The sequence below is a fragment of the Leifsonia sp. 2MCAF36 genome, assembly GCF_052115525.1.
Taxonomy (GTDB): domain Bacteria; phylum Actinomycetota; class Actinomycetes; order Actinomycetales; family Microbacteriaceae; genus Leifsonia.
In genome coordinates, this window is sequence record NZ_JBFRGV010000006.1 from 265882 (window position 1) to 279351 (window position 13470).

Sequence of the window (13470 nt, forward strand, 5' to 3'; positions counted from 1 at the left end):
GCAACACGCCGTCAGCCCATGGTGCCAGACGGCGTGTTGCGTCCCACAGATGCTGTGGCCGGGGCCGGACGCACGGAAGCCGGGCCGCGCGGAGGGCGCGAGCCCGGCTTCCGAGGAGGATACGCCTAGCGTGTCAACGCTACTTGTCGTCGGCCTTCTTCTTGGTGGAGCGCTTCTTCGGCTTCTCGGCGGAGGCCTCTTCGGAGACCGGAGCCTCGTCGGTGGCCGCCTCGTCGGCGTCTGCGTCGGCGTCCTCCGCGTCGCTGTCGTCCGCGATCGCGGTGAACTCGGCCAGGTCGACCGGCTTGCCGTTGCTGTCGACGACCTTCACCTTGCCGAGGATGATCGCGAGGGCCTTGTTGCGGGCGACCTCACCGACCATCGACGGGATCTGGCCGTTCTCGGACAGGATCTTGACGAACTCGTTCGGGTCCATGCCGTACTGGCCGGCACCCTGGATGAGGTACTGGGTGAGCTCGTCCTGGCTGACCTTGACGTCGTTCGCCTGCGCGACCTCGTCGAGGAGGATCTGCGTCCGGAAGGTCTTCTCGCTGGACTCGGTCACCTCGGCGCGGTGGACGTCGTCCTCGAGGCGGTTCTCCTGCTCCAGGTGGCGGTGCACCTCGTCCTCGACCAGCTGTGCCGGTACGGGGATCTCGACCAGCTCGAGGAGCTTGTCGACCAGCTGGTCGCGGGCGGCCGTGCCCTGCCCGAAGACCTTGGCGCGCTCGACCTGTGTACGCAGGCTCTGTCGCAGCTCGCCGATGGTGTCGAACTCGCTGGCGATCTGCGCGAAGTCGTCGTCGGCCTCGGGCAGCTCGCGCTCCTTGACGGCGTTGACGGTGACGGTGATCTGCGCGTTCTCGCCCTCGTGGTCGCCGCCCATGAGCGGGGCCTCGAAGGTGGTGGTCTCACCGGCGGTGAGGGTGTCGAGGGCCTCGTCGATACCCTCGATGAGCTCGCCGGAACCGAGCTCGTAGGAGATGTTCGCGGCGGTGTCGACCTCCTCGTCGCCGATCACGGCGACCAGGTCGATCTGCGCGAAGTCGCCGTTCTTGGCCGGCCGGTCGACGGTGACGAGCGTTCCGAAGCGGCTGCGGAGGCGGTCGAGCTCCTCCTCGACGTCGTCGACGCTGACCTCGGCCGCGTCGACCGTGATGGTGATGTCGTCGAAGGCCGGCAGAGCGACCTCGGGGCGCACATCCACCTCGATGGTGAGCAGCAGGTCGCCCGAGAAGTCCTTCTCGTTCGGCCACTCGGTGATGTCCGCCTCCGGACGGCCGAGCGGGCGCACGTCGTTCTCTTCGACGGCCTGACGGTAGAACCCGTCCAGCCCCTCGTTGACCGCGTGCTCCAGCACGGCGGCCTTGCCGACGCGCTGGTCGATGATGGGCGCAGGCACCTTGCCCTTGCGGAAACCGGGGATGGTCACCTGCTCGGCGATGTGCTCGTACGCGTGCTTGATGGAAGGCTGCAACTCCTCCGGCGTCACCGAGATGACGAGCTTGGTGCGGGTGGGGCTGAGCTTCTCGACCGTGGTCTTCACGATGTGTGGGTTCTCCTGAATGTTGAACGGTGGTCTTCTCGCAAGGAAAGGTCCTCGTCGGGGCGACAGGATTCGAACCTGCGACCTCCCGCTCCCAAAGCGGGCGCTCTAGCCAAGCTGAGCTACGCCCCGGGATGAAACGGTGCGAAAGACCGCCGCCAAGTCTACTGCACGCCCGCAGGTGGCGCGTGTACTACGATGGTTCCCGGCCGTCACACAGAGGACGGCCACGGTGTCGCAGTTGCGGCCCCGGGGATGTAGCTCAATGGTAGAGCCTCAGTCTTCCAAACTGATTACGCGGGTTCGATTCCCGTCATCCCCTCCATTTGCCCCGTCTTCCCGCGTCGGCCCCCGCTTGTTGCGTTCGCCACCGCTCGCGCAATCGCGCTTGTGACAGGCAGCCGCGTTCGCTGGTGCCAACGCGGGCGGCGCGCGCCACAATGGCGGCATGACGGCGACACCGACGCCGGAGGACGGCCTCACCGACGCGCAGCGCAGCCTGCGGGCGCAGTTGCTCGCGACCGAGCATTGGGGTCTGCTCGCGTCGCGCTCGACGACGCAGAGCGAAGTGCTGACGCGGATCGCCATCTTTCTGACGCTCGTCTCTGCCGGGCTGGTCACCCTCGGCTTTCTGGGCCAGGCGAGCGGTTTCCACGGGTGGTTCGGTGTCGCAGCGCTCGGAGTGCTCCTCGTCCTCGCTCTGCTCGGGTTCGTGACTTTGATCCGCGTTTACAACACTGCGACGGAAGACCTGATGTACGTCATCGCGATGAACCGGCTGCGGGCGGCCTACGTCGCCCTCGATCCGGGGATGGAGCGGTACCTTCTCGCGTCGGCTCACGACGATGAAGCGGGTATGCGCGTGACCTACTACTTCTTCTATCCGCGAGGGCGGAGCAACATCCTGGGAAGTTCCATGATGATCATCACCATCGTGGAGGCCATCGTGCTCGGGCTGCTGATCGGAGGCACGACGTCGGCTCTGGGGTTCGCTCCGGTCGGCGCGATCGTGGTGGGATGCATCGTCGCGGCGCTCACGGTTGGACTGTCGCTGAGGGGGGGGCTGCACATCTACCGGCGCGCGTTCCACATCCATCAGTCGCTGAACCCCAGCCCTCCGGCCGCGTAGAACGCGCGCGACGGCGGCCGAGCCTGCGGCCCCTAGTGCTGCAGGTACGCCAGCACTGCCAGCACCCGGCGGTGGTCGTCGCCCGAGTCCTCCAGGCCGAGTTTCTGGAAGATCGAGGTCACGTTCTTCTCGACGGCGCCGACGCCGACCAGCATGCGCGCCGCGATGCCCGCGTTGGTGCGACCCTCTGCCATCAGTTCCAGCACCTCCCGCTCGCGCGGGGTCAGCGTCGCCAGGGGGTCGGTGCGGCGGGTGAGCAGCTCGCGGACCACCTGCGGGTCGAGCACGGTGCCGCCGGCCGCGACGCGGGTGACCGCATCCTTCAGCTCGTCCAGCGACGCGATGCGGTCCTTCAGGAGGTAGCCGGTGCCGCCGTCGCCTGCGGCCAGGAGTTCCTGCGCGTACGTGCCCTCGACGTACTGCGACAGCAGCAGCACGGCGACGTCCGGATGCTCGCGCCGGATGCGCAGAGCAGCACGAACGCCCTCATCGCGATACGTGGGCGGCATCCGCACATCCAGCACCACCACGTCCGGCATCAGGTCGGGAAGCGACTCCAGGAGCGTGTCCGCGTCGCCGAAGGCGCCGACGGTGTCGAGGCCGGCCTCGTCGAAGAGCCGGATGAGGCCCTCTCGCAGGAGGACGGAGTCGTCCGCGACGACGACACGCAGGGGTCGGGCTTCGCTCGGCACGTTCCCAGCCTAGAGGCCAAGCCGAACTCCGCCCCGCCCCGCCATCCAGTCCGCAGAAACTGCACGCGACACGCCGGTCCGGTGGGCAATTTCTGTGGACTCGATGGCGGGGCGGGGCGGAGGGATTGAGAAGGGCGCGGCTCAGGCGAGCGGGATGCGCGCGCCGACGCGGGTGGGGCCGCCGAGTGGGCTCTCCACGACGAGCTCACCGCGCAGGCCGCGGACGCGCTCCTCCAGACCGCGCAGCCCGTGGCCTTCGAGAAGGGACGCGCCGCCGCGCCCATTGTCGGTCAGCCAGACGTTCAGCCACGGCGCGCCCGTCGCATCCACCGACCGGTCGATGAAGAGTCGGGCCGCCGACGCGCCGGAGTGCTTGGCCAGGTTCGCGGCCAGCTCGGCGAGCACGTAGTACGCGTTGCGCTCGATCTCGGGGCTGAACCGCTCCCCCGCCTCCAGCGACGACTCCAGCGTGATCGGGATGGGGCTGCGCGCGGCCAGCGAGTCGGCGGCGGCCACCAGGCCACGGTCCTGCAGGATGGGCGGCGCGAAGCCGCGGGACAGCGCCCGCAGCTCCTCCAGGGTGTCGCCGGCCTGCTGGCGGGCCTCCGCGAGCAGGGCCGCGGCGGCCTCCGGGTCGTCCCCGAGCTTGCGCTCGGCGGCGGCGATGTCCATCTGCAGGCGGATGAGTCGCTGCTGCGGTCCGTCGTGGAGGTCGCGCTCCAGCCGGCGGAGCGCCTGGTCCTCGGCGGCGACCGCCGCACCGCGGGAGGCGTCCAGGTCGGCGACCTCCCGCTGCAGGGCCTCGGACGGCCAGCGGCCGAGCAGCCCGCGGGCGACGGCGTCGTGGGCCAGGGTCAAACCGCGCGTCACGAAGGGCAGCGAGGCGGCGAACAGCACACCTGCAATGAAGTAGAGGATGCGGTCGCCGACGGTCGGGTCGAAGGTCGAGTGCGTGCGGAACACCGCATCCACCACCGTCTGCGACAGAAACACATCACGACCGCCCTGCGGGATGAACGGCTCCCAGATCCAACCGGTGAGACCACCGAGCGCCACCGACAGCCACACCACCGTCACCGTCCACGACACGATGCTCAGGATCGGGTTGATCAGCATGCCGTGGAGCAGGTAGAGCCAGTAGTGGCCGTTCGCGAACGGGCCGAACAGAGAGCGCCAGAACGTGCGCGGCGCGCCCGGCTTCTCCCACACCGGGCGCGGGATGGAGGGGCGTCCCGCCCACTCGAGGCGGGTCAGCTCGACGATGCCGAAGCCGCGGGCGGTGTAGAAGGCGGCGACGACGATGAAGAAGCCGACGTAGATGACGATGGTGCCGACGCCCGTCCAGAACAGCGACATCAGCACGGACAGGCCGATGATGGCGATCGGCATGGTGAGCAGGAGGAAGCCGAGCTCCCGGGGTACGAGGCGCCACAGGGCGCCGTAGCGAGCGCGCTGCGGGGCCCGGGTGGAGGCGGTTCCGGATGCGGTCACGGCATCCAGCGTGGCAGAAGTGGGTACGAATTCGGAGGGCATGACCTCAGCCTCGCGGCGTGCGCGCGCGCAGCACATCCCGCCGCCCTCCGGAACGGTGCGGGGGTTAACCCGACCGTACTTAGCGGAGCCTTGGCTTCGTTGCGGAATTCCGGGGCCTGAGTAGCGTTGAGCCAGGCAGAAGAAAGGACGCCCATCCATGACGGACATCGCTGCAACCCAGAGTGTCTCCAACCCGGACATCGCTGCCGGGGTCGCCCAGTTCCTCACCCCCGTGGTCCTCGACCTCACGGCGATCGTGGTGAACGGCAAGCAGGCGCACTGGCACGTGCGCGGCGCCAACTTCATCGGTGTGCACGAGCTGCTCGACACGATCGTCGCCCACGCGCAGGAGTGGGCGGACCTGGCCGCCGAGCGCATCGTCGCCCTCGGCCTGCCGGTGGATGCGCGGCTCGGCACGGTCGCCGCCAAGACGACGACCGGAGAGCTCACCGCGGGGTTCCGCCCCTCCAACGAGACGATCGCGGAGGTCATCGCCCAGCTCGACGCGGCTCTCGCCGCGGTCAACACGGCCGTCCGGGAGCTCGCCGAGCTCGACCAGACCAGCCAGGACGTGGCGATCGAGATCGCCCGCGGCCTCGACAAGGACCGCTGGTTCCTCTTCGCACACATCAGCGAGTAGTCGACAGACGATCGTTGCAGGGCCGTCCGCGATCGCGGGCGGCCCTGCGTCGTTCCGCCGTGGACACGTTCTCCGTCGCGGCACTACGCTCTGGCCATGGCCCGCCGGGTGATCGTCGCGTTCGCACTGGGCGTCGTCGCGGCGGTGGGGCTGCTGGTGGCACCCGCGGCCGGCGCGGCGCCGATCACGACGTTCGACGTGCTGCAGGCCATGAACGACGAGCAGCAGGAGAAGTACCTCGCGGCGCATCCCGAGCTCGCCATCCAACTGGCCAACACCGACCCGGATGCGGTGCGCAAGGAGTGGGCGACCCTCGATCAGGCCGACCGCACGGACGCCATCGACACGCTGCCGGAGGTCGTCGGCAACCTGGACGGGGTCGACTACCGAGACCGCGAGAAGGCCAACCGCCGGGCGCTCAGAAAGGCGCTCGCCACTGGGAAAGGCGAACTGCAGAAGCACCCGGACGATGAGCAGGCGAAGCGCGTGCTCGGGTCGCTCACGGCCATCCAGAAGACCCTGAAGGGCAAGCGGACGCCCGCGCGGCACCTGATTGCGCTCAGCCTGGACCGTCCACCGCTCGCCGCCATCGCGCTCGGCGACCTGGACTCGGCGTCGGTCATCACCTTCGTGGTCCCCGGGATGGGCACCTACACCGACGACATGCAGCTGTGGACGCAGTCCGCACAGAACCTGTGGGACGAACAGGGCGAGGTCGGAGCGCCCAGAGGTCGTGCGGTCGTGTCCTGGATCGGCTACGTCACTCCCCCTCCCGGCGTCGACGCGGCGCTCGGCGACTACGCGGCCCGCGGCGCGCCGCTGCTCACCGCCGACCTGCGGGGCGTGAACGCGGTCAGGATGGACGCGCCCCCGCGCGCGGTCAACGTGGTGGCGCACTCGTACGGCACGACGACCAGCGCGAACGCGCTCTCGGGGGCCCGGGACCTGGGCGTCTACGCGTTCGTGATGCTGGGCTCCGCGGGGATCGAGGACCGCATCCCGAACGCCGGCGCTTTGCACGTGAAGCATGCGTACGCCGGTGAGGCGGAGGCGGACGGGGAGGCGCGCTTCGGCCGGTTCACGCGACGCGACCCACGGTCGCCGTCGTTCGGTGCGACCGTGATCAGCGTCGACGGCGACGCGCAAGCCGAGCTGCTGCCGGTCACCGGGCACGCGCCGGTACTCCACTCGCCGTGGAACGACGACCCGCTCTCCAGCGCCTGGAAGCACCTCGCCAACACCGCGCTGTTCGAGGAGAAGTACGCGGAGCACCTCTCCCGTTACGGGTACCTGGACGCGTACACCGAGTCGCTGCGGAACGCCGCGATCGCGACGGTGCCGGGCCGCGACCGGCTGCTGCTGCGCGGGCACTGAGCCGCGCCGCCGGCCTTTGCCCGACATTTGCCTCAAATGTTGGGATAGCGGCAGCCGTTGCGGGCAGCAGCTTGCTTCGGAGGAACGGGCGGAGGTGTCCGACGGGACGCGGTAGATCGGAGATTCGGGCTGGGATGCGGGCGGATCTCCGACATGAGCGCGGGGATCCCGACGCACGGAGAGCGGCGGGGGCGACGGGGGCGACTGGGGCGACGGGGCGCGGACGTTGCGGGACGCAGCTGGGCGCGGTCAGCGCAGGGTGTCGTGCGCGAAGCGGCCCGCGAGGAGCGTGGCCGCGACGGGCATCGAGCGGAGCTCGTCCGCCGTCGCCGCCGACGGGTCGCGGTCGAGCACCGCGAGATCGGCCGGCTGGCCCGGCGCGACGGCGGAGCGGACGGATGCGCGCAGCGCCACCTCGGCCGACACGGACTGCTCGGGATGCCACGGCCGGCGGCCGTCGCGGGCGCGGCCGACCGCCGACGCGATCGCCGCCCACGGGTCGAGCGGGGCGACCGGCGCGTCGGAGCCGAAGGCGAGCTGCGCGCCGGAGACGTGCAGCTCGGCGAGCGGGAACGCGCGGTCGGTCCGCCCCTCCCACAGCCGGTCGGCCACGTCCCGATCGTCCATCGCGTGCTCGGGCTGCACGCTGGCGGTGACGTCGAGGCGCGCGAAACGGGGGATGTCGGAGGCGTCGATCAGCTGGGCGTGCTCGATGCGGCCGCGGGTCCCGACCTCCTCGAACGCGTCCAGCGCCCGGCGGTTCGCCTCGTCGCCGATGGCGTGGACGGCCGGCACCAGTCCGTGTGACGCGGCGAACCGCATCCGCTCCACCAGCTCCCCGGGCGCCAGGTTGGCGACGCCGTGGCCACCGTCCGGGTAGGCGCGCGTGCACAGGGCGGTGCGGGTGTTGAGCGAGCCGTCCGAAATGACCTTGTAGGGGCCAACCGTGAGCAGCCCTGCTGTGTCCGGGATGGTGTCCCCGGTGTGCAGGGCGAGCGCCGCGGCGCGGTCGAGGTGCTCGCCGTAGATCCCGAACTCGACGCGCAGGGCGTCCGCGCCTGCCGCGATGCGCCGCGTCCACACCTCCAGGTTCCACCCGTACTCGAGGTCGACGATGCCGACGACACCGCGCGTCGCGGCCGCGCGCGAGGCGTCGGCCGCCCAGCGGTCGAGGGTGACGTCGTCCGCCGCCGTGAGGAGGCTGGTGACCGCGAAGCTGGCGTCCTCGCGCAGCACCGCCTCCGTCGAGCCGGGTGCGAACCGGCGGGCGGCCGCGCTGTTCAGCCAGGAGCAGTGCAGGTCACCGGCGATCAGGACCACGGGACGGTCGGTGGCGGCGTCCAGCAGCTCGCGGGTCGGAAGGTCGGACCACAACGCGTCGTGGAACCCGAAGCCGACGATGAGGTCGTCACCCGGATCGTCCGCCGCGCGCCGGGCCACCAGGGCAGCGGCCTCGGCGGCGGAGGGCGCCCGCGACACGTCGAGACGGCGCGCGGTCTGTGCCCACTGCGTGAAGTGCACATGCTGGTCCCAGAGGCCCGGAATCAGCCACCGGCCGTCGAGTGGGATGCGCTCAGCGCTGAAATCGCTGCCCTCGACTTCCCCGCCGCGACCCGTGGGCACAACCGCAGCGATGCGGGCGCCGTCGAGCACCACATCCACCAGCGCGTCCCGGCCGGGAAGCCGTCCGCCCGACAGCACGAGCGTCATAGGACCGGTACGAGCGTCATCGAACTGCCACCAGCGTCATCGGGCCGCACGACGCCGGTCGTGCACGAGCCGCATCTCGCGGAGCAGACCGGCGCTCGCGTAGGGGCCGTCGCCTCCGAGCTCTGACATGATCGCGTCGACGATGTGGTCGGGACGGTTCTGGCTCATCTTCTGCTTGGCCACCACGCGGGTGGGCGTGAGGCGTAGGCCGACCGTTCCGGAGGCGATCCGCTCGGCGTACCGGGCGTCCTCCAGGGTGCCGCGCATGCGCCGGGGCGACGGCAGCTCGTCCTCGAAGTGGTCCACCAGGCGGGCGAGCACCTCCAGGTTCTCGGCGTCGCTCAGCAGTTCCGGGATGCCGGAGAAGTGCGCGGTGATGAAGTTCCAGGTCGGCACGGCGGGGTTCTCGTCGTACCAGCCCGACGAGATGTACCCGTGCGGCCCCTGCACGATGATGAGCAGCTCGTGCTCACCCAGCTCATGCAACTGCTCATCCGGGCGGCCGACGTGGGCGAGGAGGCTCAGCTCGTCGCGCGTCTCGTCGAGGATGACCGGGTAGTGGGAGGCGACCAGGCCGGTCGATGCGGCGCTCACGAAAGTGGCCCACGGGTTCTCACGCACCAGCCGCTTCAACTCCGCCGGGTCGCCGAGGGTGAAGCTCGGGTTCTGTCGCACAGTCGTTCCTCTCCAGGTTTCGGGCTACGCCTGATCCACCGGGCACCAGTACAGCTTGCGGCCGCCCAGCTCCTCCATGAGGATATTGGTCCCGCACACCCGGCACGGCAGGCCCTCGCGCTTGTAGACCCAGTGGCGGTCGTCACGGCTGGCCATCGCGCGACGGTACGAGTCGCCGTCGAGGTCGTCCATCGTCATCATCTGGCCGGTCTCGACCCCGATCCGCAACAGGTGCACCCAATCGCGCCAGAGGGCACGCACCGTGTCCTCCGCGACCTTCTTGCCGGGAGTGTGCGGGTTCTGCCGCGCCCGGAACAGGAGCTCCGCGCGGTAGACGTTGCCGATCCCGCTCACCACACTCTGGTCCATGAGCAGCAGCGCGATGGACGTCGGCTTGCGCTTCACGATCGACACGAAGCGGTCCTCCGCCTGCTGACTGTCGTCGACCTGCGGATCCGGTCCGAGCTTCGCGATCACCGCATCCACTTGGGCCGGATCGAGCACCTCGCAGGCCGTCGGCCCGCGCAGGTCGGCCACCGCCGTGTCGGTCAGCAGCCGCACCCGGACCTGGCCGATCGGCTCGGGCGGGAAGCTCGTGATCTCGTCGCCGAGCTTCTCGGACTCGGCCATCCGCAGCCTGGTCCGGCGGGGAGCGCCGATCGAGTGGAGCGAATTCTCTCCTGCCGAATCCAGAATGCGACCCTCGAGGTCGGTCCCCCGCTGGTTGGTCTGACCCATGCGTCCGTTCGCGCTCGCGATCGTCGGGTCGATGCTGATCTCGCCCGCGAAGTCCCACGCACCGTACAGGCCGAGGTGCACGCGCAGCCACAGCTCGTTGTCGAACTCGAGGAACATCTGCTTGCCGACCGCTCGGGCATCGGTCATCACATGCCCGTCGATGCGCGTCGCGTCCGCGGCGAAGCGGCCCTGCGGCGACGAAACGGTGACCCGGTGCCCGACGAAGTTGACCGCGAACTGCTTCGCGATGCGATGGACGGAGTGGCCCTCGGGCATCAGCGGTCGACGTTCTTGCCCGCGATGTCGCCGGTGGCCTCGTACTCCGCCAGCTGGGCGATGCGCCGCACGTGCCGCTCCTCGAACGAGAACGGCTCCGCGATGAACGCGTCGATGAAGCCGGTGGCCTCCTCGACCGTGTGCTGACGGGCACCGATGGCGATGACGTTGGCGTCGTTGTGCTGCCGCGCCAGCAGAGCAGTAGACGTGCTCCAGACCAGCGCGGCACGCACTCCGCGCACCTTGTTCGCGGCGATCTGCTCGCCGTTCCCTGAGCCGCCGAAGACGATCCCGAGCGCCTCGACGCCCGCCTGCTGGTCGCGGACGACGGCGGCAGCCGCGTTGATGCAGAACGCGGGGTAATCGTCGATCGGGTCGTAGTCCGTCGGCCCGTGGTCGATCACCTGATGACCGGCGGCGGTCAGGTGCTCCTGCAGGTGCGTGCTGAAGTCGAGGCCGGCGTGATCGGTGGCGATGTGGATGCGCATATCCACAGTTTAGAGAGGACCACCGACCCCGTCGGCGGCGGTGGCTAAGGTGGGTGCGGTGGACACGATCCACACCCCCAGATCCGCGAAGGAGCCAGCGTTGCCCGGAGAAAACCTCACCCGCATCGAAGCGCAGGAGCGTGCGTCGCTCGTCCGAACCCACAGCTACGACGTCACCCTCGACCTGACCACCGGCCCGGAGACCTTCCGCAGCACGACGACCGTGCGCTTCTCGGCCCGCGAAGGCGCGTCCACGTTCATCGACGCGATCACGCGCACGGTCCACTCGGTCACGCTGAACGGTGTGGAGCTCGACCCGGCCGCCGTCAGCGACGGGGTGCGCATCCAGCTCGACGGGCTGAAGGACGAGAACGAGTTGACCGTCGACGCCGACGCGATCTACACGAACACCGGCGAGGGCCTGCACCGCTTCGTCGACCCGGTCGACGGCGAGGTCTACCTCTACAGCCAGTTCGAAGTTCCCGACTCGCGCCGCATGTTCGCGGTGTTCGAGCAGCCCGACCTCAAGGCCGAGTTCACCTTCACCGTGACCGCCCCCGAGCACTGGGCGGTCGTCAGCAACTCCCCCACCCCCGAGCCGCAGGCTGCGGGCGACGGCACGAAGGTATGGTCGTTCGCGCCGACGCCGGTCATCTCCTCGTACATCACGGCCCTCGTCGCCGGCCCCTACCAGTCGGTGCACAGTGAGCTGACCAGCCGCGACGGCCGCACCATCCCGCTCGGCGTCTACACGCGCAAGAGCCTCGCGGAGTACCTCGACGCCGACTACATCTTCGACAAGACGCGCGAAGGCTTCGCGTTCTACGAGAAGCGCTTCGACTACGCGTACCCGTTCGAGAAGTACGACCAGCTGTTCGTGCCGGAGTTCAACGCGGGCGCGATGGAGAACGCCGGTGCGGTCACCTTCACCGAGACCTACGTCTTCCGCTCCAAGGTGACGGATGCCATCAAGGAGCGCCGGGTCGTCACGATCCTGCACGAGCTCGCCCACATGTGGTTCGGCGACCTGGTCACCATGAAGTGGTGGAACGACCTCTGGCTGAACGAGTCGTTCGCCGAGTACGCCTCCACCCTCGCCACCGCGGAGGCCACCGAGTGGACCGAGGCCTGGACCACCTTCACCGCGATGGAGAAGAGCTGGGCCTACCGGCAGGACCAGCTGCCGTCGACCCACCCCATCGTCGCCACGATCAACGACCTCGAAGACGTGCAGGTCAACTTCGACGGCATCACCTACGCGAAGGGCGCCTCGGTGCTCAAGCAGCTGGTGGCCTGGGTCGGCCAGGAGGACTTCCTCGCCGGTGTCGCGCAGTACTTCAAGAAGCACGCGCACGGCAACACGGAGCTGAAGGACCTCCTGGTCGAGCTGGAGGCGACCAGCGGCCGCGACCTGACCGACTGGTCGACGAAGTGGCTGGAGACCGCCGGCGTGAACACCCTCCGCCCGGAGATCGAGGTGGATGCGGACGGCACCATCACGTCGTTCGCCGTGCTGCAGTCCGCTGCCGCCGACTACCCGACCATCCGCCCGCACCGCCTTGCGATCGGGCTCTACAACCGTCAGGGCGGCACGTTGATCCGCGACCAGCGCATCGAGCTGGACGTGGACGGCGAGCGCACCGAGGTCGCCGACCTCGTCGGCACCAAGCGACCCGACCTCGTGCTCATCAACGACGACGACCTCGCCTACGCGAAGATCCGCCTCGACGAGGAGTCGCTGAAGGTCGCCATCGAGCACCTCTCCGACATCGAGAGCCCGCTCGCCCGGTCGCTGGTCTGGGGCGCGGTGTGGGATGCGACCCGCGACGCCGAGAGCAGCGCGAGCGACTACGTGCGCCTGGCGCTGGGCAACATCGCGTCGGAGACCGAGTCGACCACCATCCGAACGACGCTCAACCAGCTGGTGCTCGCGGCGACCGCCTACGTGGCTCCCGAGCGCCAGAAGCAGACCGTGCAGGATGCGGCGGATGCGCTCTGGGAGCTGGCGAAGGGCGCTGAGGCCGGAAGCGATGCGCAGTTCCAGTTCGTGAAGTTCTTCGCCGCACTGGCCTCCACCGATGAGCAGCTGTCGACCATCGCCGGACTCCGCGAGGGCTCGGTGACCCTCGACGGCCTGACCGTCGACACCGACCTCTCGTGGGAGCTGCTGATCGCGCTGGTCGCGGGGGGCGCCGCCGGCACCGCCGAGATCGACGCTGCGCTCGCCGCCGACAACACCGCGAACGGCGGCCAGTTCGCCGCGCAGGCGCGCGCCAGCATCCCGACCCTCGAGGGCAAGCAGGCGGCGTGGGACTCGGTGTTCGGCTCCGACAGCCTGCCGAACACGATCGTCCGCTACACGGGGATCGGCTTCCAGCGGGCCAAGGACAAGGCCGTGCTCGCGCAGTTCGTCGAGCCGTACTTCGCCGCCCTGCAGGGTATCTGGACCTCGCGCAGCTATAAGATCGCCGAGTACCTGGTCGAGGGGATGTACCCGGCTCCGCTCGCGAACGAGGAGCTGCGGGACGCTACCCGCGCCTGGCTCGACGCCAACGCCGAGCCGGCCGCACTGCGCCGGATGGTCGTCGAGAACCTGGCCGGGGTGGAGCGGGCGCTGGCCGCGCAGAAGCGCGACGCCTCCGCCTGACCGGTCGCGACAAGCGCACGAA

The 13470-nt window shown here is 69.6% G+C and carries 11 protein-coding genes and 2 tRNA genes; 5 read left to right on the forward strand and 8 right to left on the reverse strand.

The window, feature by feature from the left end; all coding sequences use genetic code 11:
* Positions 1 to 139 precede the first annotated feature (139 nt).
* Together tig and AB4079_RS11315 are read right to left on the reverse strand one after the other, a co-directional pair.
* On the reverse strand, positions 140 to 1546 hold the full coding sequence (gene tig / locus AB4079_RS11310; RefSeq protein ID WP_441787387.1) for a trigger factor: 1407 nt from the start codon (positions 1544 to 1546) through the stop codon (positions 140 to 142).
* A 57-nt stretch (positions 1547 to 1603) separates the two neighbouring features.
* Positions 1604 to 1678: transfer RNA gene (locus AB4079_RS11315), tRNA-Pro, on the reverse strand.
* Positions 1679 to 1797: 119 nt separating this feature from the next.
* Between AB4079_RS11315 and AB4079_RS11320 the strand changes: the two genes are divergently transcribed.
* Together AB4079_RS11320 and AB4079_RS11325 are read left to right on the forward strand one after the other, a co-directional pair.
* A tRNA-Gly gene (locus tag AB4079_RS11320) sits at positions 1798 to 1871 on the forward strand.
* Between the two features lie 123 nt (positions 1872 to 1994).
* Positions 1995 to 2675: a hypothetical protein gene (locus AB4079_RS11325; protein ID WP_441787388.1), complete on the forward strand. Its 681-nt coding sequence runs from the start codon at positions 1995 to 1997 to the stop codon at positions 2673 to 2675.
* A gap of 32 nt (positions 2676 to 2707) precedes the next feature.
* Here AB4079_RS11325 and AB4079_RS11330 read toward each other — a convergent pair whose 3' ends face one another.
* A complete protein-coding gene (locus AB4079_RS11330; protein ID WP_441787389.1) occupies positions 2708 to 3367 on the reverse strand; it encodes a response regulator transcription factor in 660 nt (219 codons plus the stop codon).
* A 141-nt stretch (positions 3368 to 3508) separates the two neighbouring features.
* A complete protein-coding gene (locus AB4079_RS11335) occupies positions 3509 to 4900 on the reverse strand; it encodes a sensor histidine kinase (protein WP_441787390.1) in 1392 nt (463 codons plus the stop codon).
* 157 nt (positions 4901 to 5057) lie between these two features.
* Here AB4079_RS11335 and AB4079_RS11340 point away from each other — a divergent pair, with 157 nt between their 5' ends.
* Entirely contained in the window at positions 5058 to 5540 is a 483-nt protein-coding gene (locus tag AB4079_RS11340; protein WP_441787391.1) for a Dps family protein, read from the forward strand.
* Positions 5541 to 5636: 96 nt separating this feature from the next.
* A complete protein-coding gene (locus tag AB4079_RS11345) occupies positions 5637 to 6914 on the forward strand; it encodes an alpha/beta hydrolase (RefSeq protein ID WP_441787392.1) in 1278 nt (425 codons plus the stop codon).
* A 249-nt stretch (positions 6915 to 7163) separates the two neighbouring features.
* On the opposite strand, the gene AB4079_RS11350 is transcribed toward AB4079_RS11345, so the two are convergent.
* Genes AB4079_RS11350 through AB4079_RS11365 form a run of 4 tightly spaced genes read right to left on the reverse strand, consistent with a single transcriptional unit; the run spans position 7164 to position 10801 of the window.
* A complete protein-coding gene (locus AB4079_RS11350; protein ID WP_441787393.1) occupies positions 7164 to 8624 on the reverse strand; it encodes an amidohydrolase in 1461 nt (486 codons plus the stop codon).
* Between the two features lie 36 nt (positions 8625 to 8660).
* Positions 8661 to 9299: an FMN-binding negative transcriptional regulator gene (locus AB4079_RS11355; protein WP_441787394.1), complete on the reverse strand. Its 639-nt coding sequence runs from the start codon at positions 9297 to 9299 to the stop codon at positions 8661 to 8663.
* Positions 9300 to 9323: 24 nt separating this feature from the next.
* Entirely contained in the window at positions 9324 to 10313 is a 990-nt protein-coding gene (locus AB4079_RS11360) for an Fpg/Nei family DNA glycosylase (protein ID WP_441787395.1), read from the reverse strand.
* On the reverse strand, positions 10313 to 10801 hold the full coding sequence (locus AB4079_RS11365) for a ribose-5-phosphate isomerase (RefSeq protein ID WP_441787396.1): 489 nt from the start codon (positions 10799 to 10801) through the stop codon (positions 10313 to 10315). The genes AB4079_RS11360 and AB4079_RS11365 overlap by 1 nt, the downstream gene beginning before the upstream one ends.
* 100 nt (positions 10802 to 10901) lie before the next feature.
* Here AB4079_RS11365 and pepN point away from each other — a divergent pair, with 100 nt between their 5' ends.
* Complete coding sequence (gene pepN, locus AB4079_RS11370) at positions 10902 to 13448, forward strand: aminopeptidase N (RefSeq protein WP_441787397.1); 2547 nt, start codon at positions 10902 to 10904, stop codon at positions 13446 to 13448.
* Positions 13449 to 13470: the final 22 nt, after the last annotated feature.

Bases quoted from the DNA above. Each gene is read 5' to 3' on its own strand.
- AB4079_RS11325 (WP_441787388.1), top strand. From the start codon at position 1,995: ATGACGGCGACACCGACGCCGGAGGACGGCCTCACCGACGCGCAGCGC.
- AB4079_RS11335 (WP_441787390.1), bottom strand. From the start codon at position 4,900: ATGCCCTCCGAATTCGTACCCACTTCTGCCACGCTGGATGCCGTGACC.
- AB4079_RS11340 (WP_441787391.1), top strand. From the start codon at position 5,058: ATGACGGACATCGCTGCAACCCAGAGTGTCTCCAACCCGGACATCGCT.
- AB4079_RS11345 (WP_441787392.1), top strand. From the start codon at position 5,637: ATGGCCCGCCGGGTGATCGTCGCGTTCGCACTGGGCGTCGTCGCGGCG.
- AB4079_RS11350 (WP_441787393.1), bottom strand. From the start codon at position 8,624: ATGACGCTCGTGCTGTCGGGCGGACGGCTTCCCGGCCGGGACGCGCTG.
- AB4079_RS11360 (WP_441787395.1), bottom strand. From the start codon at position 10,313: ATGCCCGAGGGCCACTCCGTCCATCGCATCGCGAAGCAGTTCGCGGTC.
- AB4079_RS11365 (WP_441787396.1), bottom strand. From the start codon at position 10,801: ATGCGCATCCACATCGCCACCGATCACGCCGGCCTCGACTTCAGCACG.